The following is a 26,135-nucleotide window of genomic DNA, read 5'->3' as shown; positions in this document are numbered from 1 at the left end:
CCGAGCCCGTCGTCACCCTCCGCCGGTGTGGACCTGGAAGGCGGCCCGGCGGACCGCCTTGGCCAGGGCCGGGTCGGGGTGGGCGGCCGCCAGCGCGACCAGCACCTGCACGGTGCGGGGGTGCCCCACCGCACGGACCTCGTCGAGCAGCCGCGGGACGGTGGTGCGCACGGCCGAGTCCAGGTGGCGGGCGAGCAGGTCGGACTCCCCGTGGTCGGCGATGGCGGCGGCGGTGTCCACCCAGAGCCAGGTCTGCTCCTCGGCGGTGAGCACCTCCTGGGCGTCCTCCGGGTCCACGCCCTCGTGCTCGGCGAGCCAGAGCAGGGCGTAGGGGCGCAGCGCGGGCTCGCGGGCGGCGGCCCGCACCTCCGGTTCGGCGGGGGCCCCGACGACCCGCAGCGCCTCGAAGGCGAGGCCGCGGAGCAGGGCGTCCTCGCCGCGGGCGGCGTGCAGCAGCTCGCTGACGGCGTGGCCGACGGGGCGCGCGGCCAGCCACGCCCGGTACTCGGCGCGGGCCGGGCCGGGGGTGAGCCGGGCGCAGCCGTGCAGCATGGCGGCGGCGGACTGCTCGATGTTTCCGGCGGGGCTCTGCGCGGCCACGCAGATCTGCTCCAGCTTGACCCAGACGGCCCAGCTGCCGAGGGGGGTGAGCCCCGCCTGGTTGGGGCCGAGGGTGACGGCGTCGACGGCGGCGAGCCCGCCCAGCGCCCACCTGAGCAGGCGGGCCAGCGGTGCGGTCCGCCGGGCCTCGGCCCCGGCGGGGACGGCGTCGGCGGGGGCGCCGGAGTCCGCTCCGGGGGCGGGTTCGGGCCCGTACGGGACCTCGCAGCGCTCCTCGCGGAGCTCGGCCACGCGCTGGCCGAGGAGGTCCAGCAGGGCGGGCACGGTGACCGGGCCGGCCGAGAGCTGGAGCAGGGAGAGCACCTGCGGCATGGCCTCGACCACCTCGGCCACCAGGGCGGGGGCGATGTCGGCCGGGGCGGGGTGGACGAGCGACCAGGCGTCGAACAGGGCCACCCAGCCGCGCAGCACGGCCGCGTCGTCGCGGTCCCAGGCGCGCAGCCGCCAGCCGGGGCGGGCGCTCCCGCCGTGCATCTCGACGAGGCCGGCGAGCCGGGCGCGGTCCCAGCCGGCGCGTACCTGGCCGTGCGTCAGGCCGAGTTCGCCGGAGGCGCGTTCGATGTCGCGGGCGGGAAGGGCGCCGGCCGGCGCGGGGCGGCCGGCGTCGGGGGCGCCGAGGTTGCGTTCGGCCCAACGGGCCAGGCGTACCGCGTCGGAGAGTGATGTCCGGGCCCGGTTGGCGAGTTCCGGCGCGGCCGGAGTCCCCTCGGGCGGCCGGGAGGCCGGCCGGGTGCGCCGGTCGCTCACCGCCTTGCGGGCGCTGGCGACCGAACGGGCGGGGACGAGTCGGAGTCTGGAAGCGCGAGCCAACTGCTCATCAGGCTTTCGGGACGTCACGGAATCAGTCTCGCCCGTCACTGGCCGAAAGCCCAAACGGAATCAGCCGTTACTGCACGGGGGCTCCGGGATCTGTCACATCAGCGGCGTGAGGAAGCGGCGGAGGGCCTCTTCGTAGTGGGGCTGGTCGGCGTTCCACATGGCCGCGTGGGGCGCGTGGTGGACGGTGCGCAGGGTGACCCGGTCGGGGCGGGCCCGGGCGAGCCGGACGGCCGGGCCCCAGGGGGCGATGGTGTCGTCCGGGCCGGCGAACAGCAGCACCGGGACGTCGAGGGCCTCGGGGTCGACGACCTCGGCGCGGTGGTCGGTGGCCGGCCCGGTGAGGGTCTCGGCGGCGAGGGCGGCGAGCGGGAGCAGCGCGGCCGGGGTTCCGTTGGCCGCGGCGAGGGCGCGCAGGGTGGCCCGCCGGTCGAGGACCGGCGAGTCGAGCACCAGTCCGGCGATGCGGCCGGCGAGCGACGAACGGGTGGCGGCGTGCAGGGCCATGGTGGCGCCGGTGGACCAGCCGTGGAGGACGACGCGGCGGGCGCCGTACCGGAGGGCGTAGCGGATGGCGGCGTCGAGGTCGCGCCATTCGGAGGCGCCGAGGTGGCCGCGGCGGTCGGGGGAGGCGGGGGCGCCGAGGTCGCCGCGGTAGGCGAGGTCCAGCACCGGGAGCCGGTACCGGTGCAGGAAGGGCATGACCACCATCGGGTGCTCGCGGCCGGTGCCGAGTCCGTGGACGGTGATCACCCAGGTCTCGCGGGCGCCGGGCACGAACCAGGCCGGGAGGGGGCCGAGCTCGCCCGGGACGTCGACGTCGGCGTGGTCGAGGCCGAGTGCGGTGCGCGGGTTCCCGAGGTGGACCTGGGGGGTGAGCCGGACCCGGGTGCCGGGGGCCAGCTCGCCGTGGGTGACGCGCAGGAGTTCGCGGACGACGGTGTCGGGGGCGTGCGGGGCCCCGGTGAGGACCCGGCCGACCACGGCGTGCACGCCGGGTGCGTCGAGGCCGTACGTTCCGGGGCGCAGGGAGGACAGGGAGCGGGTCAGGGCGACGCGGCCGGGGGCGGTGCCGTGGACGACGAGGCCGGGGCCGGGCAGCGGCCGGCCGGGCCGGTGGCGCAGGGCGGCGTCGGCGGCGTACCGGCCGGCCAGGACGGCGGCTGTTCCGGCGCCGAGGAGGGTGGTGGTGACGGCAGCAGCCGTCGCTGTCACGGTACGCACCGTTCCAGTTTCGGCCGGGGCATCGGGCGCGGCCAGCGGGAAGGGTGACATACCTCTCTTCCGGTTGGGTCCCGGCGAGGTTTGGCGGGGCCCCCGGGCCGCCGGGCGGGGTCCGGCGCCCCCCTCCTGACGTGCACGAATCGGCGCATCCAGGTCACAATCGGGACGAGGGTCCCGAACGTCCGCCGGACGGGGACACCATGCGGACCAGGTCAGTTCACTTCTCGTTCACCTAGGTTGCCTACGGTCGCCGAGCCACTGACGCCAAACAGAAGCCTGGGTAAATGGAGCACATAACGCTTCTCCTCGGGATCGTGATCATCACCGCTCTCGTGTTCGACTTCACGAACGGTTTTCACGACACAGCCAACGCGATGGCGACCACCATCTCGACCGGCGCCCTCAAGCCCAAGACGGCGGTGGCCATGTCCGCCGTGCTCAACCTCGTCGGCGCCTTCATGTCCGTGGAGGTCGCCAAGACGATCTCCAAGGGACTCGTCAACGAAGAGGGCATCCAGCCTGAGGTGATCTTCGCGGCGCTCGTCGGCGCCATCCTCTGGAACCTCCTGACCTGGCTGGTCGGACTGCCTTCCAGCTCCTCCCACGCCCTGATGGGCGGCCTGATCGGTGCCGCGGTCGCCTCCGCCGGCATGGGCGCCGTCAACGGCGGCACGCTGGTCACCAAGGTGCTGATCCCCGCGATCGCCGCGCCGATCGTCGCCGGCGTCGCCGCGATGCTCGCCACGAAGGTCACGTACAAGCTGGGCAGGAACGTCGGCGAGAAGACCTCGGCCAAGGGCTACCGGGCCGGTCAGATCGCCTCCGCGGGTCTGGTCTCCCTGGCGCACGGCACCAACGACGCGCAGAAGACGATGGGCATCATCACCCTGGCCCTGGTGGCCGGCGGCGCCCTCCCGGCCAGCGCCAACCCGCCGGTGTGGGTCATCGTCTCGGCCGGTCTGGCCATCGCGCTCGGCACCTACCTCGGCGGCTGGCGCATCATCCGCACGATGGGCAAGGGCCTGACCGACCTGCAGCCGCAGCAGGGCTTCGCCGCCCAGACCTCGGCCGCGGCCGTCATCCTGGCCTCCTCCAACCTCGGCTTCTCCCTCTCCACCACCCACTCGTGCTCCGGCGCGGTCATGGGTGCGGGCCTGGGCCGCAAGGGCGGTGTGGTCCGCTGGTCCACCGCCACCCGCATGTTCGTCGCGTGGGGCCTGACCCTGCCGGCCGCCGCGCTGGTCTCGGCCCTGGCCGAGCTGGTCATGCGCACGGGTGACATCGGCATCGCCGCCGTCACCGTCTTCCTGGTCGGCTCCTGCCTCGCCATCTGGCTGGTCTCCCGCCGCCAGGTCGTCGACCACAACAACGTCAACGACGTCGAGGCCGCCGAGGAGCCCGGCGTGGTGACCACCGCGATCGCGGCCGTCGCCGTCCCGCCGGCCGGCACCACCGCCGCCGTCACCGACGAGGACCTCAAGGCCACGATCCCGGCGAGCACCGCGCACGCCCCCGAGACCCCGGCGGCCCCGGCCGCAGCGGTCTGACGATCAGAGAAGGTTTCCGCAGCATGAAGATCGACTGGGCAGCTCTGGGCTCCGTCTTCGGGGTCAGCCTCTCCGCCACCGTCGCGCTGGTGGCCCTGTTCACCCTCGGCATGGTCGGCCTCTCCAAGCACGAGGCCGCCACCGACGCGGGCGGCGCGGCCAACCTGGCCCGCACCGGCGCCTACGCCTGCTTCGCCCTGTGCGCCGCGGCCGTCGCCTACGGGATCTACCTGATCGTCGTCTGAGGCACCGCGTACCGACGAAGGCTCCCCCCGGTCCTCCGGGGGGAGTTTTCGCATGCCCGGCCCCCGTTCGCCGCAGGTCAACGGGAAGTTGACGGGCCCTCGCGGTGCGTGGTGGACTGCCCGAGCCATCACGGCGGCAGGAGAGGAAGTCCGGTGCGAATCCGGCGCGGTCCCGCCACTGTCACCGTCAGGGCACGGACGACGCGTACGTGCCCGACGGGAGCCAGGAACTCTCACCGCCGGAACACGTCGAACCAGGGCGCGGACCCTGAGTGAGGACATACCTGCCACATGCGTGCCGACCGCGTTTTCGCGTACGGCGCCACGGTGGGCCTGATCGGCGACCGGATCCTCGGGGATCCTCGCCGCGGGCACCCCGTCGCCGCCTTCGGAAGAGCCGCTGCCGCCGTGGAACGCGCCCTCTGGCGCGACCGGCGCTCACGGGGTGTGGTGCACACCCTGGTCTGCGCCGGGGGCGCCGCCGCGGTGGGCGTGCTGGGCGCGCGCGCCGTGCGTTCCCGGCCCGCGGCCGCCCGTGTCGCGCTGACCGCGGCGGCCACCTGGGCCGTGGTCGGCGGCACCTCCCTGGCCCGCGAGGCCCGTGCCATCGGCGGGGCCCTGGCCGTCGGGGACACCGACGTGGCCCGGGAGCGCCTCCCCCACCTGTGCGGACGCGATCCGCACTCCCTCGACGGGCAGCAGATGGCCCGCGCCGTGGTGGAGTCCGTCGCCGAGAACACCTCCGACGCGGTCGTGGGCGCCCTGGTGTGGGGGGCCGTCGCGGGCGTGCCCGGGCTGCTCGCCTTCCGCGCCGTGAACACCCTGGACGCGATGGTCGGCCACAAGTCGCCCCGCTACCTGCGCTACGGCTGGGCCTCCGCCCGGCTGGACGACGTGGCGGGCTGGCCGGGCGCCCGGCTGACCGCACTGGCCGCGGTGGTCGCCGGCCCGGACCGCCGGGGGGCGGTCCGGGCCTGGCGGGCCGACGCGGCCGCGCACCCGAGCCCCAACGCCGGCCCGGTCGAGGCGTCCTTCGCCGGCGCCCTCGGGGTCCGGCTCGGCGGGACCCTCTCGTACGGGGGCCGGACCGAGCACCGGGCGGTGCTGAACGGCGGGACGGGGCGGCCGGTGGAGGTCGCGGACATCGAGCGGGCGGTCCGGCTGTCCCGGCAGGTGACCTGGCTGGCGCTGGGTGCGTGCGCGGCGGCGCGGCTGCTGGCCGGGCGGGCGGTGCGGAGCCGAGGGGTACGGAGCCGAGGGGTACGGAGGGGACGCGGATGAGCGGGACCGGCAGGCGCGGCGGGGGGCTGCTCGTCGCGGGCACCACCTCCGACGCGGGCAAGAGCGTGGTCACGGCGGGCATCTGCCGGTGGCTGGTGCGCCGGGGCGTGAAGGTGGCCCCGTTCAAGGCGCAGAACATGTCGCTGAACTCGTTCGTGACCCGCGAGGGCGCGGAGATCGGCCGGGCGCAGGCCATGCAGGCGCAGGCGGCCCGGGTCGAGCCGACCGCCCTGATGAACCCGGTACTGCTCAAGCCGGGCAGTGACCGCTCCAGCCAGGTGGTGCTGCTGGGCAAGCCGGTCGGCGAGATGAGCGCGCGCGGCTACCACGGGGGCCGGCAGGAGCAGCTGCTCGGCGTGGTCACCGACTGCCTGGAGCAGCTGCGGGCAACCTACGACGCGGTGATCTGCGAGGGCGCGGGCAGTCCCGCCGAGATCAACCTGCGGCGCACCGACATCGTGAACATGGGGATCGCGCGTGCCGCGCGGTTCCCGGTGGTGGTGGTCGGGGACATCGACCGGGGCGGGGTCTTCGCCTCCTTCTTCGGCACCACGGCCCTGCTGTCCCGCGAGGACCAGTCGCTGATCGCCGGCTACCTGGTCAACAAGTTCCGCGGGGACGTGTCCCTGCTGGAGCCCGGCATGGAGATGCTCCGGTCGATGACCGGGCGGGCCACGTACGGGGTGCTGCCGTTCCGGCACGGGCTGGGCATCGACGAGGAGGACGGGCTGCGGGTCTCCCTGCGCGGCGCCGTGCGCGAGTCGGTCGTCGCCCCGCCGGTCGGCGAGGACGTGCTGCGGGTCGCCGTCTGCGCGGTGCCGCTGATGTCCAACTTCACGGACGTGGACGCGCTGGCGGCCGAGCCCGGCGTGGTCGTGCGGTTCGTGGACCGGCCGGAGGAGCTGTCCGACGCGGACCTCGTCGTGGTCCCCGGCACCCGGGGCACGGTGAAGGCCCTGGAGTGGCTGCGGGAGCGGGGGCTGGCCGCGGCTCTGGCCCGGCGGGCCGCCGAGGGCCGGCCGGTGCTGGGCATCTGCGGCGGCTTCCAGGCGCTGGGCGAGCGGATCGAGGACGAGGTGGAGTCCCGGGCGGGCGTGGTGGCCGGCCTCGGCCTGCTGCCGGTCCGGGTCCGCTTCGCCCGGGAGAAGACCCTGGCCCGGCCGGCGGGCACGGCGCTCGGTGAGCCCGTCGACGGCTACGAGATCCACCACGGCGTGGCCGAGGTCCTGGGCGGGGAGCCGTTCCTGGACGGCTGCCGGGTGGGCTCGGTGTGGGGCACGCACTGGCACGGCTCCCTGGAGTCGGACGGCTTCCGCCGGGCCTTCCTGCGCGAGGTCGCGGCGGCGGCGGGCCGCCGCTTCGTGCCGGCGCCGGACACGTCGTTCTCCTCCCTCCGGGAGGAACAGCTGGAGCTGCTGGCCGACCTCGTCGAGGAACACGCGGACACGGACGCCCTGCTCCGCCTGATCGAGTCCGGCGCCCCGGCGGACCTCCCGTTCCTCCCGCCGGGCGCGCCGTGACCGGCACCATCCCCGCACGTGCGGGGAGCACGGAAGCACATCCACCAGGTGGTCGTGCAGGAGCGGATCAGCCCTGCCGGGGCAGGGAGCATGCAGTCAGTCCGGGTGCCCCCGGACGGCTGAGCGTGCGCATCGACATCAAGCCACTCGAAGGAGTGATCGGTTCATGAGTAGCGCCTTCTTCCCTTTCTCGGCCGTGGTCGGCCAGGACGACCTCCGGCTGGCGCTGCTCCTCAACGCCGTCAGCCCGGCGGTCGGCGGGGTGCTGGTGCGTGGCGAGAAGGGTACGGCCAAATCGACGGCGGTGCGTGCACTTTCCGCCGTGCTGCCGGAGGTCGACGTCGTACCCGGCTGCCGCTTCAGCTGCGTGCCCGCCGTCCCGGACCCGGCTTGCCCTGACGGCCCCCACGAGCCGGGCCCCGGTACGGCACGGCTCACCCGGATGGTGGAGCTTCCGGTCGGCGCCTCCGAGGACCGCCTGGTCGGCGCGCTCGACATCGAACGGGCTCTCGCCGAGGGGGTGAAGGCCTTCGAGCCGGGCCTGCTCGCGGCCGCGCACCGCGGCATCCTCTACGTCGACGAGGTCAATCTGCTCCATGATCACTTGGTGGACTCGTTGCTGGACGCCGCCGCCATGGGCAGTTGCCACATCGAGCGCGAGGGCGTCTCCGTCCGGCACGCCGCCCGGTTCATGCTCGTCGGCACGATGAACCCCGAAGAGGGCGAGCTGCGCCCGCAGTTGCTGGACCGGTTCGGCCTGACCGTCGAGGTCGCCGCCTCCCGGGAGCCCGAGCAGCGGGTCGAGGTGGTCCGGCGCAGGCTCGCGTACGAGGACGACCCCGCCGCGTTCGCCGAGCGCTGGGCCGGGAGCGAGGCCGAGGTCCGGGCCCGGGTGGTGGCGGCGCGGGCGCTGCTGCCGCAGGTCCGGCTCGGGGACGGCGCGCTGCTCCGGATCGCCGCGGTCTGCGCCGGCTTCGAGGTGGACGGCATGCGCGCGGACCTGGTCATGGCCCGCACCGCGACCGCGCTGGCGGCGTGGGCCGGCCGGACCTCCGTACGGAAGGAGGACGTCCGGCAGGCGGCCCTGCTGGCGCTCCCCCACCGGCGGCGGCGCAGCCCGTTCGACGCGCCCGGCCTGGACGAGGACCTGCTGGACCGGATCCTGGACGGCTTCCCCGACGAGGACCCCGACCAGGACCCCGCCCCGGAGCCGGACCCGGACCCGGAGCCCGAGCCCGACCAGGGCCCGGACGGCGACGGCGGCCCGGAGGGCGGCGGCCCCGACGGCGGCCCCGACGGCGGCGGGGTGCCGCCCCAGACCGGGCCCGCCGACGGGCCGGACCGCACCCAGGAGCCCCCGGAGGGCCCCGCGCCGGAGCCCGGCGACGGGCCGGAGCAGGAGCCGGAGCCGGCCCCCGCCCGCGGCGGGGCCGCCGCCGAGCAGCCCGCCGTACGCGCGGGCGACCCGTTCCGGACCCGCGTGCTCAGCGTGCCGGGCCTCGGCGAGGGCGCGTCCGGGCGCCGCTCCCGCGCCCGTACGGCACACGGGCGCACCACCGGCGCGCAGCGGCCGCGCGGGCAGCTGACGAAGCTGCACCTGGCGGCGACCGTGTGGGCGGCCGCGCCGCACCAGCGGGCCCGCGGCCGGTCCGGGCGCGGCCTGGTCGTCCGCAAGGACGACCTGCGGCAGGCGACCCGGGAGGGCCGGGAGGGCAACCTGGTGCTGTTCGTGGTCGACGCCTCCGGCTCGATGGCGGCCCGGCAGCGCATGGCCGCCGTCAAGGGGGCGGTGCTGTCGCTGCTGCTGGACGCCTACCAGCGCCGGGACAAGGTGGGCCTGGTCACCTTCCGGGGGGCGGAGGCCGAACTGGCGCTGCCGCCGACCTCGTCGGTCGACGCGGCCGCGGCCCGGCTGGACCGGCTGCCGACGGGCGGCCGGACGCCGCTGGTCGCCGGCCTGCTGAAGGCCCGTGAGGTGCTGCGGGTCGAGCGGCTGCGGGACCCCTCCCGCCGGCCGCTGCTGGTCGTGGTCACCGACGGCCGGGCCACCTCGGCCGGGCCGGTGGGCGGGGACCCGCGGGAGGCCGCCCGGCGCGGCGCGGGGCTGCTGGCCGCCGAGGGCATCGCCTCGGTGGTCGTGGACTGCGAGTCCGGCCCGGTGCGGCTGGGGCTGGCCGGGGCGCTGGCCGCGGACCTGGGCGGTCCGGCGGTCACCCTCGACGGGTTGCGGGCCGACTCGCTGGCCGGGCTCGTGAAGGACGTACGTACATCCGTTTCGCACCACTACGACAACAGGAGGGTCGCGTAATGCCCCAGGGACAGCCGACCGTGATTCCCGACGACGGTCTGACCACGCGCCAGCGGCGCAACCGTCCGCTGGTCTTCGTCCACACCGGGCCGGGCAAGGGGAAGTCGACGGCGGCCTTCGGGCTGGCGCTGCGCGCCTGGAACCAGGGCTGGCCGATCGGGGTGTTCCAGTTCGTCAAGTCGGCGAAGTGGAAGGTGGGCGAGGAGAACGCGCTCAAGGTGCTCGGCGCCTCCGGTGAGGGCGGCACGGTCGTCTGGCACAAGATGGGCGAGGGCTGGTCCTGGGTGCAGCGGGACGCCCAGCTGGACAACGAGCAGGCGGCGAAGGAGGGCTGGGAGCAGGTCAAGCGGGACCTCGCGGCCGAGACCCACCGCCTCTACGTGCTCGACGAGTTCGCGTACCCGATGCACTGGGGGTGGATCGACGTGGACGAGGTGATCGAGGTGCTGCGGAACCGGCCCGGCACCCAGCACGTGGTGATCACCGGCCGCAACGCGCCGGGGAAGCTGGTGGAGTTCGCGGACCTGGTCACCGAGATGACCAAGGTCAAGCACCCGATGGACGCCGGCCAGAAGGGCCAGAAGGGCATCGAGTGGTGAACGTTCCGCGTCTGGTCGTCGCCGCTCCTTCGTCGGGCAGCGGCAAGACCACCGTCGCGACGGGGCTGATGGCCGCGTTCGCGGAGCGCGGCCTGGCCGTGTCCCCGCACAAGACCGGCCCGGACTACATCGACCCCGGCTACCACGCGCTGGCCACGGGGCGGGCGGGCCGCAACCTGGACGCGTTCATGTGCGGGACGGAGCTGATCGGCCCGCTGTTCGCGCACGGGGCGGCCGGCTGCGACCTGGCCGTGGTCGAGGGCGTGATGGGCCTGTACGACGGGGCCGCGGGGCGGGGCGAGCTGGCGTCGACGGCGCAGGTGGCGAAGCTGCTGCGGGCGCCGGTGGTGCTGGTGGTGGACGCGTCCTCGCAGTCCCGGTCGGTGGCGGCGCTGGTGCACGGTTTCGCCTCGTTCGACCCGCAGGTGCGGTTGGGCGGGGTGATCCTGAACAAGGTCGGCTCGGACCGGCACGAGGCGATGCTGCGGGAGGCGCTGGAGGAGGCCGGCACGCCGGTGCTCGGCGTGCTGCGGCGGGCTCCGCAGGTGTCGACGCCGTCGCGGCACCTGGGTCTGGTGCCGGTGGCGGAACGGCGGGCGGACGCGCTGGCGGCGGTCGCCGCGCTGGCGGAGCAGGTGCGGGCGGGCTGCGACCTGGAAGCCCTGCTGGCGCTGGCCCGTTCGGCGCCGCCGCTCGCGGTCACGGCGTGGGATCCGGCCACCGCCGTGGCGGGGACGGAGGCCGGCACGGGTGCGGACGCGCCGGACACCGCGGGGCGCCCCCGGGTCGCCGTCGCCGGAGGCCCCGCGTTCACCTTCTCGTACGCCGAGCACGCCGAACTGCTCACCGCGGCCGGGGCGGAGGTCGTCGGCTTCGACCCGCTGCACGACGAGGATCTGCCGGAGGGTACGGCGGGCCTCGTGGTCGGCGGTGGCTTCCCCGAGGTGTACGCCCCGGAGCTCGCCTCGAACGAGCCGCTGCGCAAGGCCGTGGCGGAGCTGGCCGCGGCGGGCGCGCCGGTCGCCGCGGAGTGCGCCGGGCTGCTGTACCTGGCGCGTTCGCTGGACGGCAGGCCGATGTGCGGGGTGCTGGACGCGGACGCGCGGATGTCGGAACGGCTGACCCTGGGCTACCGGGAGGCGGTCGCCGTGTCGGACAGCCCGCTGGCGGCCACCGGGACCCGGATGCGCGGGCACGAGTTCCACCGCACGGTGGTGGAGCCGGGTGCCGGTGCCGCCCCGGCGTGGGGGTTCACCCATCCCGAGCGGCGCGTGGAGGGCTTCGTACGGCAGGGGGTGCACGCCAGCTACCTGCACACGCACTGGGCCGCCCTGCCCTCGGTGGCCTCGCGGTTCGCGCGGGCGGCGCGGGAGTTCGGGGCCGCGCGGGAGTCCCGGGCCGAACGGTGAGTTCATTCCGCGACGCCCACCACCAGCCAGATGCCGGCCACCCCGCCCACCGTGCACAGCAGGGTGGACAGGGCCGGGTGCCGGTGGTGGGCCTCGGGCAGGATCTCGGCGGCGGCCAGGTAGAGCAGTACCCCGCCGAAGAAGCCGAGGTATCCGCCGAGCAGGCCCTCGGGAAACGTGACCAGCAGGGTGGACGCCGCTCCGACGACGGGTGCGAGGGCGTCCGCGAACAGCATCAGCAGGGCCTTGCGGCGGGCGTTCCCGTACACCCGGGTGAGGGTGTAGGTGTTGAAGCCGTCGGCGAAGTCGTGGGTGATGACGGCCAGCGCGACGGCCACGCCCATGCCGCCGCCGACCTGGAAGGCGGCGCCGAGCGCGATGCCGTCGGCCAGGCTGTGGACGACCATGGCCGCCGCGGCGGTCAGGCCGACCTGGGGGACGCGGCCGCCGCCGTTCTCCGCTCCGTGCGCGGCCTGGCGCAGGGCGAGCAGGCGTTCCACGCAGTGCGCGGCGAGGAAGCCGGCGACGAAGAGCAGCAGGGCGAGGGGGACCCCGAAGACCGGCCGGCCCGCCGCGCCCAGTGCCTCGGGGAGGAGGTCCAGGCCGACGACCCCGAGCATCAGCCCGCCGGCGAGGCCGAGGACGAGGTGGCGGCGGTCGGTGACGCGCTGCGCCGTCCACCCGCCCGCGAGGGTCATCAGGAACGCGCCCAGCGCCACGATCACGGCCATGTGCCCAGGAAAACCGACGGCCGGGGCCGGACGCACGTGCGCGCGCGGGGCAACCGCCAACAAGGACCCGAGGACTGGGAAAGGACCCCGGATGGGTGAGTACGAGCAGGTGGTCGTCGGGGTCGGCGGGCGCGCCGGGGTTTCGGCGGAGGAGGTCTGCGGGCTGGTCGAGGAGGCGTTGCGCGGTGCCGGGCTGGGCCGCGGCGCGGTGACGGCGCTCGCGACGGTCGAGTCGAAGACCGGGGAGGCGGGGATCGCCGAGGCGGCGAAACGTTTCGGCGTGCCGCTGATCGGCTACCCGGCGGAGCGGCTGGCCGGGGTCCCCGTGGAGCGGCCGTCGGAGGCCGCCGCGGCGGCCGTGGGCACGCCCTCGGTGGCGGAGGCCGCCGCCCTCGCGGGGGGCGGGCGGCTGCTGGTGCCCAAGCGCCGGTCGGCGGCGGCGACCTGCGCGGTCGCCACGGCGGAGGCGCACGACCTGCGCCACCACGGGGACGCCGAGGTGGTGGACGCCGGGGCCGGTCTGGTCGACCTCGCCGTCAACGTACGGTCCGACACGCCGCCGGCCTGGCTGAAGGAGCGGATCGCGGGCTCGCTGGACGCCCTGGCGGCCTACCCCGACGGGCGGGCCGCCCGGGCGGCGGTCGCGGCACGGCACGGGCTGCCGGCGGAACGGGTGCTGCTGACGGCCGGGGCGGCGGAGGCCTTCGTCCTGCTCGCCCGGGCGCTGCGGCCGGCCCGGCCGGTGGTGGTGCACCCGCAGTTCACCGAGCCGGAGGCGGCCCTGCGGGACGCGGGCCACCGGGTGGACCGGGTGCTGTTGCGGGAGGCGGACGGGTTCCGCCTGGACCCGGCGGCGGTGCCGGACGACGCGGACCTGGTGGTGGTCGGCAACCCGACCAACCCCACCTCGGTGCTGCACCCGGCGGCGACCCTGGCAGCGCTGGCCCGGCCGGGGCGCACCCTGGTGGTGGACGAGGCCTTCATGGACGCGGTGCCGGGCGAGCGGGAGGCGCTGGCCGGGCGCACCGACCTGCCGGGGCTCGTGGTCCTGCGGAGCCTGACGAAGACCTGGGGGCTGGCGGGGCTGCGGATCGGCTACGTGCTGGCGGAGCCCGGGGTGATCGCGGCGCTGGAGCGGGTGCAGCCGCTGTGGCCGGTGTCCACTCCGGCGCTGGTCGCGGCCGAGGCGTGCGTGTCGCCGGCGGCCCTGGCGGAGGCCGACGCGGCGGCCCGGCGGATCGCCGTGGACCGGGCCCATCTGCTGGCCGGGCTGGCGGAGTTCGAGGAGCTGACCGTGGTCGCCGCGGCCGAGGCCCCGTTCGTGCTGGTGCGGGTGGACCGTGCTGCCGAGGTGCGTACGCGGCTGCGGGCGCTGGGGTTCGCGGTGCGGCGCGGGGACACCTTCCCGGGGCTGGGCCCGGACTGGCTGCGGGTGGCGGTGCGGGGGCGGGCGGTCACGGGCCGGTTCCTGCAGGCGCTGGACCGGGCGCTGGCGCTGACCTCGCGGTAGCGGCCGTACGGCGGCGGGCCCGCCGCCGTGGGGGGCGCCGGCGGGCCGCCCCTGCGTACGGTGAACGGACGTGCGACAGTGGGCGGGTAACCGGGTCCAGGGGGGGACGGCATGCGGACGAGGGCGAAGACCGGGGCGGCCGTCACCGCCGCGCTGGGTGTGGTCGGGGCGGCGGTCTGGGCCGGTGCCGGGCTGTTCGACGCGGGTGGGGGCGGGGCCGCGGCACAGCGGTTGGGGCCTTCGGCGCGGCCGCCCGCGCTGCCGGGCAACGGGGCCGGGACCTCCTCGGAGGCGCGGCCGTTCACGCTGGTGGCGACGGGCGACATCATCCCGTACCCGTCGATAGTCCAGCGCGCCGCACAGGACGCGGGCGGTTCGGGGTACGACTTCCGGAAGATACTCGCGGGGGTGAAGCCCCTGGTGTCGGCTGCCGACGTGGCGTTGTGCCACCACGAGATACCGTACGGCCCGCCCGGTGGCCCCTACACCGGCTATCCGACGTTCAAGGCCCCGCACCAGCTGGCCGACGCGCTCAAGGACACCGGCTACGACGCGTGTTCCACGGCGTCGAACCACACGCTGGACGCCGGGTACGAGGGTCTCGTCCGCACACTGGACCACCTCGACCGGGTGGGCGTCGGACACGTCGGCTCGGCCCGCAGCGCCGAGGAGTCCAGGGCTCCCGCGCTGCTCTCGGCGGGCGGTGCCCGGATCGCCCAGCTCTCGTACACGTACGGCACCAACGGGATACCGCTCCCGGCGGGCAAGCCGTGGGCGGTGAACCTGATCGACAAGGACCGGATCGTCGCGGACGCCCGGGCCGCGCGGGCCGCCGGGGCGCAGGTGGTGGTGCTCAGCATCCACTGGGGCACCGAGTGGCAGACCGCGCCGGACGCCCGGCAGCGGGAGCTGGCGCAAGCGCTGACGGCCTCGGTCACCGACGGCCGGCCCGACATCGACCTGATCCTGGGCACCCACAACCACGTGCCGCAGCCGTACGAGCGGATCAACGGCACCTGGGTGGTGTTCGGCATGGGCGACCAGGTGGCGAGCTTCGTGCCGGCCGACAAGAAGCGCGGCAACATGTCCTCGGTACCCCGCTTCACCTTCGCTCCGTCGGCCGCCCACCCGGGCCGCTGGGAGGTGGTGAAGGCGGAGTACTTCACCCAGTACTCGGACATGGGGCCGCCGTTCCGGGTGGTGTGCACCTCCTGTGAGGGGGCGCCGCAGGGCCGCGGTGACTACGCGGCGGTGGACCGGCAGGTCGGCGAGGCGGTGCTGTCCCGGGGGGCGGGTGCGCAGGGGCTGACCCGCGCGACCCGCCCGTAGCGCCCGGCGGAGCTCCGCGGAGCGACGCGGCACCGGTCGACGGGGTTCCGGCGCCCGGCCGGTCAGGCTCCGTTGCGGTGGCGTCCGCGGCCGAGGACCAGGGCGCCGGCGCCCACGCCCAGCAGGACCACCGCGCCGCCCGCCACGTACGGGGTGAGCGAACTGCCGCCGGTCTCGGCGAGGTTGGCCTGGGTGCCGGAGGTCTGGGGTTTCACATCGGGCAGGGCGGAGGCCGACGAGGAGGGCTTGGCGGACGGCTGGGGTGCGGGCGGGGCCGGGGACGCGGGCACCGGGGACTCGCAGCGGGCCTCGGCGAGGACGAGTTCGCCCTCCACCTCGGCCACGTTCAGCTTGAGCGGGTTGACCGAGACCTTGAGCCGCAGCGCGGACGCGGCGGCCGTGCGGGTGGTGGTCTCGGTGCCGGAGAGCACCAGGCTGACCTCGCCGACGCCCGGCACCTCGACCCGGGTGGGGCCGCCGGTGGTCAGGGTGGTCCGCTTGCCGAGCACGGTCACCGAGCCGAGCAGGTTGGCGCTGGCCACCGGCTGCCGTCCGGCCTCGCACACGGCCTTGGAGCTGACCTTCTCCACCTGGACCAGGGAGAGCAGGGGCAGGCCCGGCACGTGCACCTTGGCGTTGACCAGGTTGGTCTCGGCCGCCGCCCGCGTCCGGTCGGCGCTCGCCCTGGCCGTGGCCACGTCCGCGCGCAGCACGCTGACGGGCTTGCCCTGGTCGACTCCGTCGAGGGTGACGGTCAGGGCGGTCTTCCCGGCGGTGGCCGGGGCGCTGACCTCGTTCAGGGAGGCCTTCAGCGGCACGTGGACGGTCTTGTTGAGCAGGCCGACGTCGAGCCCGGTGCGGAGGACCGCCGCACTGGCCTTCCCCTCGGCACCGGATCCGGCACCGGGACCGCCGGTCGCGTGCGCGGGGGCGGCGGCGAACAGGACGACGGGGACGGCGGCGGCGAGCAGGGCCGCGGGTGTGCGGAGGGTGTTGCTGTTCAAGGTGGTGGAACCCCCATGGAGTTATGGAGCCGTCGCGCCGCCAATGGGGGACATTGCGCGCGCCGACGGCCTCGACCCGGGAATCTTTACGCACTGTGGGTGAACAGGCAGGCACCTGGCGTGAGTTCACCCCAAGGGGTGGTTTCCACGCATGTATTCGATTTTTCTCGCCTCTGGTGGAACGTGAAGGCCTTCCCGTCACACCCGCGCCGGGGCGCCGGCCGCCCGCGAGCCGCGGGCCGGCCCTTCCAACGAGTGCCGGCGCCCTCGCGTCACGCGGCCGTCAAGCCCACACCCGGCCGCGGAGCACCACCCTCAGCGGGTCCGCCAGCACCCCGACGTCCTCGCGCGGATCCGCCCCGTACACGACCAGGTCGGCCGGGGCTCCCTCGGCGAGCCCGGGGCGGCCCAGCCACTTCCGGGCGCCCCAGGTGGTCGCGGACAGCGCGTCCAGGACCGGCAGGCCCGCCTTGACCAGCTCCGCGACCTCCGCCGCGACCAGGCCGTGCGGCAGCGAACCGCCGGCGTCGGTGCCGACGTAGACCGGGACGCCGGCGTCGTAGGCCGACCGGACCGTGTCGTAGCGGCGCTCGTGGAGCCGCCGCATGTGCGCCGACCAGCGGGGGAACTTGGCCTCGCCGCCGTCCGCGAGGTGCGGGAAGGTCGCGATGTTCACCAGGGTCGGCACGATCGCCACCCCGCGTTCGGCGAACAGCGGGATGGTGTCCTCGGTGAGGCCGGTGGCGTGCTCGATGCAGTCGATGCCCGCCTCGACCAGGTCGCGCAGCGAGTCCTCGGCGAAGCAGTGGGCGGTGACGCGGGCACCTAGGCGGTGCGCCTCGGCGATCGCCGCCTCGACCTCGGCCCGCGGCCAGCAGGCCGTCAGGTCGCCCGCCTCGCGGTCGATCCAGTCGCCCACGAGCTTCACCCAGCCGTCGCCGCGGACGGCCTCGCGGGCCACGTACGCGACCAGGTCCGCGGGCTCGATCTCGTGGGCGTAGTTGCGGATGTAGCGGCGGGTCCGGGCGATGTGCCGGCCCGCCCTGACGATCTTCGGGAGGTCGTCGCGGTCGTCGATCCAGCGGGTGTCGGACGGCGATCCGGCGTCCCGGATCAGCAGGGTGCCGGCGTCCCGGTCGGTCAGCGCCTGCTTCTCGCTGGTGCCCTCGTCGACCGGGCCGTGCCGGTCGAGTCCGACGTGGCAGTGGGCGTCCACCAGGCCCGGCAGCACCCAGCCGGACACCGTGGTCACCTCGGCCGCGCGGGCGGCGCGCGGCCGCTCGTACGTGATCCGGCCGCCGACGACCCAGAGCTCGTCGCGGACCTCCTCGGGCCCGACCAGCACGCGCCCCTTCACATGCAGCACTTCGCTCATGAGCGCACTGTACGCAAGCGGTCGGTAGGCTCTCCGGGGTATCCGGGACAACCCCGGAAGTAACGGACGAAGAGAGAGCACGGCCTTGAGCACCCACCCCCTGCTGGACCTGCCGCCGCTGACGGCGGAGCGTTTCGCGTCGATCGAGAGGGGGGTCGCCGGGCTCCTCGGCACCGGCCAGGACGTGGTGATCACTCAGGGCGAGGCGCTGCTCCCGCTGGAGGGGTGTGTCCGTTCCGGGGCGCGGCCCGGTTCCACGGCGCTGAACGTGGTGACGGGTCCGTACGGGACGACCTTCGGGAACTGGCTGCGGGACTGCGGCGCGCGGGTCGTGGACCTGGAGGTGCCGTTCCACACGGCCGTGACCGCCGATCTGGTCGCCGAGGCCCTGGAGCGGAACCCGGAGATCGACTTCGTCTCGCTGGTGCACGCGGAGGCGGCGACGGGCAACACCAATCCGGTGGCCGGCGTCGGTGAGGTGGTCCGGGCGCACGGCGCCCTGTTCATGCTGGACGCGGTGGCCTCCGTGGGGGCGGAGCCGCTGCTGCCGGACGCGTGGGGCGTCGACCTGTGCGTGATCGGCGCGCAGAAGGCGATGGGCGGGCCGGCGGGGGTGTCCGCGGTGTCGGTCTCCGAGCGTGCCTGGGCCCGTTTCGCGGCGAACCCGGCGGCGCCGCGGCGCTCGTACCTGTCCCTGCTGGACTGGAAGGAACGCTGGATCGACGCCGGCCGCGGCGCCCTGCCGCACGCGCCGGCGCAGCTGGAGATGCTGGCGCTGGAGGCCTGCCTGGACCGGATCGCGGCGGAGGGCCTGCCGGCCGTGGAAGCGCGGCACGGGGCGGCCGCGGCGGCGACCCGGGCGGGGGCGTCGGCCCTGGGCCTGGAGCCGTACGTTCCGCTCGTTTCGGAGGCCGCGCCGGTGGCGACGACGCTGCGGGTGGAGCGGGCCGCGGAGGTGGTGGCGAAGGCCCTGGCGGCGGAGCCGTCGGCGGTGCTGGCCGCCGGCGGGGGCGCACTGGCTTCCTCGATGGTGCGGGTCAACCATTACGGGGCGGCGGCCGGGCTCGGCCCGGTGCAGACCGCGCTGACGGCCCTGGCGGGGGCCCTGGCGGTGTCCGCGGCGCCGGCGCTCGCCGCGGCGGGCGCGGCCTGGTCGGCGACCTCGACGGCCTGAACGCACCGGCCGGGCCGGCGGGGCGGGGCGCCCGGGCCGGACGGCCGGCCACCCCGGCCGGGTCGCCGGGGGCCGGCGCGCCCGGCGCCCGTCAGCCGGACAGGACGTCGAGGAGGCGGTCCACGTCGGCCTCGGTGTTGTGCAGGTGGAACGAGGCCCGCAGCGACCCGGCCCGGGCCGCCGTGACGACCCCGGCCCGCGCCAGCCTGGGCTGCTCCCCGGCCAGCCCCGGCACGGACACGATCGCACCGTCACCGGGTACCGGCTCGTGCCCGAGGGCGGCGAGCCCCTCCCGGTAGCGCGCGGCCAGCGCGGTGTCGTGCGCGTGCACGCGGTCGATGCCGATCCGCTCCAGTACGGCGAGGCCGGCGGCTGCCGCGTGGTAGGCCAGGAACGCCGGGGACTCGTCGAAGCGGCGGGCGTCGTGCGCGAGTTCCGGCATGGGTCCGTACGTCGCCTCCCACGGGGACTCGGCCGCCACCCAGCCGGCGTGCAGCGGGACCAGCCCGGGCTGCGCCTGCTCGGACACGGTGAGGAACGAGGCCCCGCGGGCCCCCAGCAGCCACTTGTAGGCGGCGGTGACCGTGTAGTCGTAGGGCCGGGCGTCGAACGGCAGCCATCCCGCCGCCTGCGTGGCGTCCACCAGCGTGCGCGCGCCGTGTTCCGCCGCGGCCGCGCGGACCGCGGCGAGGTCGGCGGCCCGGCCGTCGGCCGACTGCACGGCGCTCACCGCCACCAGGGCGGTGCCCGGACCGACCGCGCCCGCGAGTTCCTCAAGCGGCACGAACCGCGCCTTGAGGTCCCCGCGCACCACGAACGGGTTGATCACGGACGCGAAGTCGCCCTCGGCGAGGAGGACTTCCGCGCCAGGAGGCAGCGAGGCGGCGATCAGGCCGACGTGGGCGGCCACGGAGGACCCGGCCGCGACCCGGTCGGGGCCGACCCCGACGAGCCGGGCGAAGGCCTCCCGCGCCCGCGAGACCGTCTCGAAGTCGCCGAACCCCGCCGGGTCCCCGGCGCCCGCGGCTTCCGCGAGGGCGCGTACCGCGTCGGCGGCGCTGCGCGGCAGGACCCCGCAGGTGGCGGTGTTGACGTAGGTGGTGGTGGGAGCGAACTCGGCTTTCAGGAAGGCAAGGTCCATGGGCTCCACTCTGCGCCAGGACCATCCCAAAGTCCATTGCCGAGTTCGCTGTTGGACCTCAAAGAGATTCTTATGCCTGGGCCTGCCGCGGGACCGCGCACGCCTCCTCGGGCCCGCAGGCCTCGGCCGCGGATTCCGGCTCCTGCACCGCGCGACCGGCCCACGCCTGCTCCAGGGCCCGGGTGAACACCTCGGCGGGCTGACCACCGGAGATCCCGTAACGGCGGTCGAGGACGAAGAACGGCACGGCGGTGGCGCCGAGTTCGGCCGCCTCCCGCTCGTCCGCGCGGACGGCGCCGGCGTACGCCGTGGGGTCGGCGAGGACGGTGCGGGCCTCGGCCTCGTCCAGGCCGGCCTCGACGGCGAGGGCGAGCAGAACCTCCGGGTCGAACACGGACCGGTCCTCGGCGAAGTTGGCGCGGAAGGCCAGGTCGAGAAGGGCGTTCTGGCGGCCCCGGGCCGCGGCCAGGTGCAGCAGCCGGTGGACGTCGAAGGTGTTGCCGTGGTCGCGGCCCTCGACCTGGTAGTCCAGGCCCTCGGCGTGCGCCGTGCGCGCCACGTGCTCCTCCATGCCGCGCGCCTCGTCCAGGGTGCGGCCGTACTTCGCGGCGAGCATCTCGGTGACGGGCGCGGTCCGGCCCCTGGGGCTGTCCGGGTCGAGCTCGAAGGAGCGGAAGACCACCTCCACCCCGTCGCGGTGCGCGAACGCGGCCAGCCCCTTCTCGAACCGGGCCTTGCCGATGTAGCACCACGGGCAGGCGATGTCGCTCCAGATCTCGACGCGCATGTTCCTTCTTCTCTCCGATGCGGCGGGGGTCAGGTGCTGGAACACCGGTACGGAACGTCTCATTCCTCGAGGGCCGCGGCCATCATCTTCTGGGCGACCGGTGCGGCCAGCCTGCCGCCGCCGATCTCGGAGCGGTCGGTGTCCGAGTTGACGATCATGACGGCCACCGCCACCTGCTTGCCGCCGGCCTTGGCGTAGGAGGCGAACCAGGCGAGCGGCGGGATGCTGTTGTTGACGCCGCGCTGGGCGGTACCGGTCTTGCCGCCGACCTCGGCCCCGGCGATCCTGGCCGGCTTGCCGCCGCCCTCGTCGACCACGGTGCGCATGGCGTCACGGATCATGGAGGCGGTCCGCTCGCTCATCACCTGCTTGGTGCGGGGCTCCTTGAAACTCTCCAGCACGTTGCCGTCGGCGTCGGTGACCTCGGAGACCACGTGCGGGGCGACCAGCTTGCCGTCGTTCTCGATCGCGGCGGCGACCATGGCCATCTGGAGCGGGGTGGCCTGCACGTCGAACTGGCCGATGCCGGTCTGGGCGACCTGGTCCTTGGAGATCTTGCCCGAGGGGTACTTGCTCGCGGTCGCCCGGTAGGGGATGTCCTGCTTCTTGTCGTTGAAGCCGAGCTTCTCACTCGTCTCCAGCATCTTCTGCTGGCCCAGCCGGTGGGCGAGCTCGGCGAACACGTTGTTGCAGGACAGCCGTAGGGCGGTGCGCAGCGAGACGTTGTCGCAGGCGGGGGTCGCCGCCTCGCTCTTCAGCGGGGTGACGGTGCCGGGGATGACGTACGGGTCCTTGATGCCGGTCGGGGTGTCGATGGAGGTGAAGAGTCCGTTCTCCAGCGCGGCGGCGAGGGTGACCAGCTTGAAGGTGGAGCCCGGGGCCATCGGCTTGCGGACGGCGAGGTTCTCCATCTTCCTGCCGTTGTCCGCCGAGAGCTCCTTCCAGGCGGCGCCGTCGGTGGCGGCGGTGATCCGGTTGGGGTCGAAGGACGGGTTGGAGACCATGGCGAGGATCTCGCCCGTGGCGGGGTCGATGGCCACGGCGGCGCCCTCCTTGCCCTGGAGGGCCCGGTAGCCGGCCTTCTGGACCTCGGGGTCGATGGTGGTCAGCACGTTGCCCGGGTCGGCGCGCTTGTTGGTGAACACGTCCAGCGGGCTCTTCAGGCGGCTGTCGGAGCCGTCGAGGACGTCCTTGAAGACGCCTTCGAGCTGGGTCTTGCCGAAGGCCTGCGAGCTGTACCCGGTGACCGGCGCGTAGAGCTCGCCGTCGGTGTACGTCCGCTTGTACCCGAAGTCGCCCTGGTCCACCTTCTTCGACCCGGTGACGGCCTCGCCGGCCACGATGATGTTGCCGAGCGGGTTGGCGTACCGGGCGATGGTGTTCCGCTTGTTGTTGTCGTCGTCTGCGAGGGCCTGGCCTTGGTACGCCTGCACCCAGGTGACCCGGACCAGCAGGGCCAGGACCAGCAGCAGACAGAAGACCGACGCGCGCCTGATTGTCTTGTTCATCCTTCTGGATGACGCGGCAGCCGTCCCGGGCGTTCCGCTCTGCCCCGATTGTGGCGGGGTTCTCAGCCTTTCTTCATGTTGAAGCCCCCTTCGTACGCGGCGATCACCGCCTGGGTCCGGTCGCGGGAGCCGGTCTTGGCCAGGACCGCCGCCACGTGGGTCTTGACGGTCTGCGGTCCGACGCCGAGCCGCTCGCTCATCTCGTGGTTCGACAGGCCGGTGGCCATCAGCCGCAGGACGTCGGCCTCGCGGTCGGTCAGCCTGGCCACCCACGGGGCTGCCGGGGCGGCGGCCCGGACGTGGGCGGCGGCCAGGGAGCGGACGGCGGTGGGGAAGAGCAGGGAGTCGCCCCGGGCGATCAGCCGGACGGCGCCCAGCAGCTCCTCGGGCGAGGCTCGCTTCAGCAGGAACCCGGCGGCTCCGGCCCGCAACGCGTCGTAGACGTAGGCGTCGTTCTCGAAGGTGGTGACGACGAGGATCCTGGGCGGCTCGGCCATCCCGCCGAGGATCTGCTCGGTGGCGCGTATGCCGTCGATGCCGGGCATCCGGACGTCCATGAGGACGACGTCGGGTGTGGTGGCCCGGACCACGGAGACCGCTTCGGCGCCGTCGGCCGCCTCTCCGACCACGGTCAGGTCCGGTTCGGCCTCCAGAATGGCCCGCAGGGCGGTGCGGACCATCCGCTCGTCGTCGGCGAGGACGACGCGCAGCGGCGGCGGGCTCATCGGCCACCGCCGTACGCGGCTGTGTGGTCCGCGCCCGCCAGTGGCAGGACGGCGTGCAGCCGCCACAGCCCCCGGTCGGGTCCGGCCTGTACGGTGCCGCCGAGCAGGGCGGCGCGTTCGGCCGTGCCGCGCAGGCCGCGGCCGCCGGTGGTGCGCTGCGGTGGCCCGGCGGCGGGCGCGCGGCCCGGCCGGTTGGTCATGTCGATCTCCAGTGCGCTCATCCGGTGTTCCCCCTCGGTGCGGTGCCGCACGGCGACGGTCAGGTCCACGGGTCCCGTGCCGTGTTTCATGGCGTTGTTCAGTCCTTCCTGGACGATCCGGTACGCCTCCCTGGAGACGATGGCCGGCAGCTGCTCCCAGTGCCCCGGATCACCGGGTTCGCGGTGGACGGTGACCGGGGTGCCGGCCGCCCTGGTTCGTGCCAGCAACGGTTCGAGGTCCGTGTGCAGGACCGGCGCGGGTGCCGCGTCGGGCCGGGCCGCGTCGCCGTCCCGCAGGAGCCCCAGTACGGCGTCGAGTTCGCCGACCGTGCGCCGGGTGGTGTCCTCGATCGCGGCCAGCGCCTCGCGGGCGAACTCCGGGTCGGTGTCCAGCACCCGCCGGGCCGCCGCGGCCTGGAGGGTGACCGCGCTCAGGGCGTGCCCCACCGCGTCGTGCAGCTCCCGGGCGAGCCGGTTGCGCACGGCCAGGTCCGCGGCCCGCTCCTCGGCGGCGGCCAGCCGGTCCGCCCCGGTCGGCCCCAGCAGCACCGGCGCCACCCGGGCCAGCAGGGCGCCGGCGCCGGCCGCGACCAGGGTCAGGCCGGCCAGCATCCCCAGGCCCAGGAGCGGGGCGGCGTAGCCCCCGCCCTGCGAGAGGGGAAGGCCCGCCCCGAGCTCGCCCCGCCGCAGCGCGGGCGTGAACGGCACCGCCAGCAGCACCACCGCCATCGGCGGCACGGCCAGGGTCATCCCGCTGACCAGCGCCCCGACCCCGAGGTGCAGGGTCCACCAGACGCCGGTCCGGCCCCGCGCCGCCCAGGACCGGGCCGGCCCCTCGGCCAGGCGCTCCCCGGGCACCCGGCACATCGCCCGCACCGCGGCCACCGACAGCGGCCGGACCAACGGGAGGGCCGCGGTGGCGGCGACCATCGGCAGGGCCGCCGCGTAGGAGAGGAGCACCAGCGGCAGGGAGGAGTAGACGTCGCCGTTCCCGCTCGCCGTCCCGATGGCCACCGAGGCCAGCAGGAAGTAGGGCATCAGCAGGGCGCCGCCGAGTATCTGGTGGATCCAGCGGAGCCCCAGCCCGGCCGGGAGCAGCCGCCTCATCCGCCGCGGCGGGCCGTGAGGAACCGCGTCAGCACGGTCGCCACGAGCAGTCCAGTGATCATTTGGCCAGCGTAGGCGAGATGCAGCAGGGCGGCGGGCGCCTTCGCCGGATCGTCCACCGGGGCGAGCCCGGCGATGCTCAGCCAGGCCCCCCAGGCGGCCGCGGCGGAACCGCCCACCCAGGCCAGGGCGAGGGGTCCTCGAACGGCCCGCCGACCGCCGAAGGCCAGCAGCAGCCCGCCCGCCGCCGCGGCCAGGGCCAGCAGCGAGTGCAGGACGGCCGTCATCGTCTGGTCCGCGGACCACGTCGCCGCCTGATGGGGGCTGAGGCCCGCGTCGCCGCCGAAAGCCCAGTACAGCTCGACACCGGTGAAGGCCAGCGCCCCGGCCGCCCCCGCCACCGCGACCGCCCGTACCGGGCCGGACGCGGGAGCCCCGAGCCGGCCCTGCCAGAGCCGTCCCCAGCGCTGCCGGGCGTAGGGCACGAACAGTCCGGCGAGCGCCAGGGCCTGGACCGAGAAGCCCAGGTAGACGACGTTGAACACCCAGGGGTCGAGGAAGGGCTCGGCGGTGGCGTCCCGGCCGCCGTGCTCCGGCCCGCCTCCCAGTGCCCGTATCAGCAGCTGGCCGGGGAAGCCCCCGAGGATCGGGGTGAGGAGCCCGGTGGCGGTGAACACCGGCACCGCCATCAGCCAGGCCGGTATGCGCCGCCCCCAGGGCCGGGTGAGGGCGAGGACGACCACCACCAGGGCCGCGTCCATCAGCAGGGTCACGGCGTTGGCGACGGTGAAGAACGGGCCGGGCTCGCGCAGCACGCTGCCCTCGGGTATCCCGACGAGGCTCCCGGCCAGCCAGGCCGTCTTCAGCGTCAGGTAGGGCAGCGTCGCCGCGATCGCGACGCCCGTGAGGGTCCGGGGCACCGCTCCGAGCGGAGCGTGCGCGGCCCCCGGGGTGGATTCCGGTTCGGATGCGGTCCGGTTCGCGTATCCCGTGGTCATGTCTCCACGATCGGGCCCGCCGCGCCGCCCCGGATCCCCCGCGAAGGGGAACCGCCTCCCCCGCACGGGGGAGGAAGGCCTCCTCCTCGGCTCACATGCGGCGGGTCACCAGCGCCAGCCGGTCCCGGCCGTCGAACAGGGCCGCCCGGATGGCCTGTTCGTGCTCCGTCGTCAGGCGCGCCACCGGCACCGAGCAGCTGACCGCGTCCCGGGCCGGAGTCCGGTACGGGACGGCGACCCCGAAGCAGCACAGCCCCAGGGTGTTCTCCTCGCGGTCCACCGCGTACCCCTGCTCGCGCACCATCGCGAGCTCCTCCACCAGCTGCTCCCGGTCGGTGATGGTGTGCTGGGTGACCGCCTCCAGCCGCTCCGGCAGCAGCGCCCGCACCTCGTCGTCGGTGTGCGTGGCGAGCAGCGCCTTGCCCAGCGCGGTCGAGTGCACGGGGAGCCGCCGGCCCACCCGGGTGAAGGGCCTCAGGTGGTGCTGGGACTGTCGGGTGGCCAGGTAGACCACGCTGGTGCCGTCCATCCGGGCCAGGTGGATGGTCTCGGTGGTCTCCTCCGAGAGCCGGTCCAGGGTGGGCCGGGCGGCCGCGACCACCTCGTCGCCGTCGATGTACGAGCTGCCGACGAGCAGCGCCCGTACGCCGATCCCGTAGCGGGTGCCGCTCGTGTCGGTCTCCACCCAGCCGAGGTCGACCAGCGTGCGCAGCAGCATGTACAGGCTGGACTTGGGAAGCCCGAGGTCGTTCTGGATGTCGGCCAGGCTGTGCAGGCCGGGCCGGGCCGCGAAGTGTTCGAGCAACAGGACCGTCCGCACCGCCGACTTGACCGGTGCCGCCGCCGGCTGCTCCGCCGTCCGTTCAGCTGTCGCCATCGACCGCCCATCCCCTCTTGTCGCCTCTTGTCACCCGGAGGACGCGGAAATAGAGTCCGCAGCAGGTTTGATCATTCATCCACCGGAACGCCGTTCAGA

General features: G+C 75.0%; 22 protein-coding genes and 1 riboswitch. Of the genes, 10 read left to right on the top strand and 12 right to left on the bottom strand.

Translation table 11 applies throughout. From position 1 onward, the window contains the following. Nucleotides 1–12: 12 nt before the first annotated feature. Nucleotides 13–1,458 carry a hypothetical protein gene (locus tag ACFY61_RS02235; protein WP_389465757.1) on the bottom strand — a complete coding sequence of 482 codons (1,446 nt, stop codon included), beginning with the start codon at nucleotides 1,456–1,458 and terminating at the stop codon, nucleotides 13–15. A gap of 75 nt (nucleotides 1,459–1,533) precedes the next feature. Next, entirely contained in the window at nucleotides 1,534–2,661 is a 1,128-nt protein-coding gene (locus ACFY61_RS02230; protein ID WP_389465756.1) for an alpha/beta hydrolase family protein, read from the bottom strand. A gap of 284 nt (nucleotides 2,662–2,945) precedes the next feature. On the opposite strand from ACFY61_RS02230, the gene ACFY61_RS02225 reads away from it, so the two are divergent. The 7 genes from ACFY61_RS02225 (at nucleotide 2,946) to ACFY61_RS02195 (ending at nucleotide 11,570) form a co-directional block, all read left to right on the top strand. Next, nucleotides 2,946–4,208 (top strand): anion permease, encoded by a 1,263-nt coding sequence (locus ACFY61_RS02225; RefSeq protein WP_389465754.1) that lies wholly within the window; start codon nucleotides 2,946–2,948, stop codon nucleotides 4,206–4,208. Nucleotides 4,209–4,231: 23 nt separating this feature from the next. Further along, nucleotides 4,232–4,453: a hypothetical protein gene (locus ACFY61_RS02220; protein ID WP_389465752.1), complete on the top strand. Its 222-nt coding sequence runs from the start codon at nucleotides 4,232–4,234 to the stop codon at nucleotides 4,451–4,453. 141 nt (nucleotides 4,454–4,594) lie between these two features. Further along, nucleotides 4,595–4,686, top strand: a riboswitch (cobalamin riboswitch). 58 nt (nucleotides 4,687–4,744) lie between these two features. Beyond that, nucleotides 4,745–5,734 carry a cobalamin biosynthesis protein gene (locus ACFY61_RS02215; protein ID WP_389465751.1) on the top strand — a complete coding sequence of 330 codons (990 nt, stop codon included), beginning with the start codon at nucleotides 4,745–4,747 and terminating at the stop codon, nucleotides 5,732–5,734. After that, nucleotides 5,731–7,254 (top strand): cobyric acid synthase, encoded by a 1,524-nt coding sequence (locus ACFY61_RS02210; RefSeq protein WP_389465749.1) that lies wholly within the window; start codon nucleotides 5,731–5,733, stop codon nucleotides 7,252–7,254. The genes ACFY61_RS02215 and ACFY61_RS02210 overlap by 4 nt, the downstream gene beginning before the upstream one ends. 166 nt (nucleotides 7,255–7,420) lie before the next feature. Further along, nucleotides 7,421–9,562, top strand: a complete 2,142-nt coding sequence (locus tag ACFY61_RS02205; protein ID WP_389465746.1) for a putative cobaltochelatase — start codon at nucleotides 7,421–7,423, stop codon at nucleotides 9,560–9,562. Further along, nucleotides 9,562–10,161, top strand: a complete 600-nt coding sequence (gene cobO, locus ACFY61_RS02200) for a cob(I)yrinic acid a,c-diamide adenosyltransferase (protein ID WP_389465744.1) — start codon at nucleotides 9,562–9,564, stop codon at nucleotides 10,159–10,161. Before ACFY61_RS02205 ends, cobO begins: the two co-directional genes overlap by 1 nt. Continuing rightward, the gene (locus ACFY61_RS02195) at nucleotides 10,155–11,570 is read left to right on the top strand and encodes a cobyrinate a,c-diamide synthase (RefSeq protein ID WP_389465741.1); all 1,416 of its coding nucleotides are present in this window, start codon (nucleotides 10,155–10,157) and stop codon (nucleotides 11,568–11,570) included. The genes cobO and ACFY61_RS02195 overlap by 7 nt, the downstream gene beginning before the upstream one ends. A gap of 2 nt (nucleotides 11,571–11,572) precedes the next feature. Here ACFY61_RS02195 and ACFY61_RS02190 read toward each other — a convergent pair whose 3' ends face one another. After that, complete coding sequence (locus ACFY61_RS02190; RefSeq protein ID WP_389465739.1) at nucleotides 11,573–12,301, bottom strand: ZIP family metal transporter; 729 nt, start codon at nucleotides 12,299–12,301, stop codon at nucleotides 11,573–11,575. A gap of 91 nt (nucleotides 12,302–12,392) precedes the next feature. Between ACFY61_RS02190 and cobC the strand changes: the two genes are divergently transcribed. Both cobC and ACFY61_RS02180 read left to right on the top strand, forming a co-directional pair. After that, the gene (cobC, locus tag ACFY61_RS02185) at nucleotides 12,393–13,811 is read left to right on the top strand and encodes an Rv2231c family pyridoxal phosphate-dependent protein CobC (RefSeq protein WP_389465736.1); all 1,419 of its coding nucleotides are present in this window, start codon (nucleotides 12,393–12,395) and stop codon (nucleotides 13,809–13,811) included. A 111-nt stretch (nucleotides 13,812–13,922) separates the two neighbouring features. Further along, nucleotides 13,923–15,140: a CapA family protein gene (locus ACFY61_RS02180; RefSeq protein WP_389465733.1), complete on the top strand. Its 1,218-nt coding sequence runs from the start codon at nucleotides 13,923–13,925 to the stop codon at nucleotides 15,138–15,140. Nucleotides 15,141–15,202: 62 nt separating this feature from the next. Here ACFY61_RS02180 and ACFY61_RS02175 read toward each other — a convergent pair whose 3' ends face one another. Both ACFY61_RS02175 and ACFY61_RS02170 read right to left on the bottom strand, forming a co-directional pair. After that, on the bottom strand, nucleotides 15,203–16,144 hold the full coding sequence (locus tag ACFY61_RS02175; RefSeq protein ID WP_389465730.1) for an SCO1860 family LAETG-anchored protein: 942 nt from the start codon (nucleotides 16,142–16,144) through the stop codon (nucleotides 15,203–15,205). Between the two features lie 283 nt (nucleotides 16,145–16,427). Beyond that, complete coding sequence (locus tag ACFY61_RS02170) at nucleotides 16,428–17,519, bottom strand: amidohydrolase family protein (protein ID WP_389465727.1); 1,092 nt, start codon at nucleotides 17,517–17,519, stop codon at nucleotides 16,428–16,430. 85 nt (nucleotides 17,520–17,604) lie between these two features. On the opposite strand from ACFY61_RS02170, the gene ACFY61_RS02165 reads away from it, so the two are divergent. After that, on the top strand, nucleotides 17,605–18,693 hold the full coding sequence (locus ACFY61_RS02165; RefSeq protein WP_389465725.1) for a pyridoxal-phosphate-dependent aminotransferase family protein: 1,089 nt from the start codon (nucleotides 17,605–17,607) through the stop codon (nucleotides 18,691–18,693). A 91-nt stretch (nucleotides 18,694–18,784) separates the two neighbouring features. Here ACFY61_RS02165 and ACFY61_RS02160 read toward each other — a convergent pair whose 3' ends face one another. The 7 genes from ACFY61_RS02160 to ACFY61_RS02130 all read right to left on the bottom strand — a co-directional run bounded on the left by ACFY61_RS02160 (nucleotide 18,785) and on the right by ACFY61_RS02130 (nucleotide 26,036). Then, nucleotides 18,785–19,834, bottom strand: coding sequence for an aminotransferase class V-fold PLP-dependent enzyme (locus tag ACFY61_RS02160; protein WP_389465722.1), 1,050 nt, complete (start codon nucleotides 19,832–19,834; stop codon nucleotides 18,785–18,787). Between the two features lie 70 nt (nucleotides 19,835–19,904). Then, nucleotides 19,905–20,621, bottom strand: coding sequence for a DsbA family oxidoreductase (locus ACFY61_RS02155; protein ID WP_389465721.1), 717 nt, complete (start codon nucleotides 20,619–20,621; stop codon nucleotides 19,905–19,907). 59 nt (nucleotides 20,622–20,680) lie between these two features. Continuing rightward, nucleotides 20,681–22,129, bottom strand: coding sequence for a peptidoglycan D,D-transpeptidase FtsI family protein (locus ACFY61_RS02150; RefSeq protein WP_389465718.1), 1,449 nt, complete (start codon nucleotides 22,127–22,129; stop codon nucleotides 20,681–20,683). A gap of 62 nt (nucleotides 22,130–22,191) precedes the next feature. Next, nucleotides 22,192–22,854 (bottom strand): response regulator, encoded by a 663-nt coding sequence (locus ACFY61_RS02145; RefSeq protein ID WP_389465715.1) that lies wholly within the window; start codon nucleotides 22,852–22,854, stop codon nucleotides 22,192–22,194. Beyond that, nucleotides 22,851–24,161 (bottom strand): sensor histidine kinase, encoded by a 1,311-nt coding sequence (locus ACFY61_RS02140; protein WP_389465711.1) that lies wholly within the window; start codon nucleotides 24,159–24,161, stop codon nucleotides 22,851–22,853. Before ACFY61_RS02140 ends, ACFY61_RS02145 begins: the two co-directional genes overlap by 4 nt. Beyond that, nucleotides 24,158–25,159, bottom strand: a complete 1,002-nt coding sequence (locus ACFY61_RS02135; RefSeq protein WP_389465710.1) for a hypothetical protein — start codon at nucleotides 25,157–25,159, stop codon at nucleotides 24,158–24,160. The genes ACFY61_RS02140 and ACFY61_RS02135 overlap by 4 nt, the downstream gene beginning before the upstream one ends. A 91-nt stretch (nucleotides 25,160–25,250) precedes the next feature. Continuing rightward, nucleotides 25,251–26,036, bottom strand: coding sequence for an IclR family transcriptional regulator (locus ACFY61_RS02130; RefSeq protein ID WP_389465708.1), 786 nt, complete (start codon nucleotides 26,034–26,036; stop codon nucleotides 25,251–25,253). Nucleotides 26,037–26,135: the final 99 nt, after the last annotated feature.

The organism is Streptomyces sp. NPDC012888, from assembly GCF_042900645.1.
Classification (GTDB): domain Bacteria; phylum Actinomycetota; class Actinomycetes; order Streptomycetales; family Streptomycetaceae; genus Streptomyces.
This window is presented reverse-complemented; position numbering and strand designations above follow the sequence as displayed.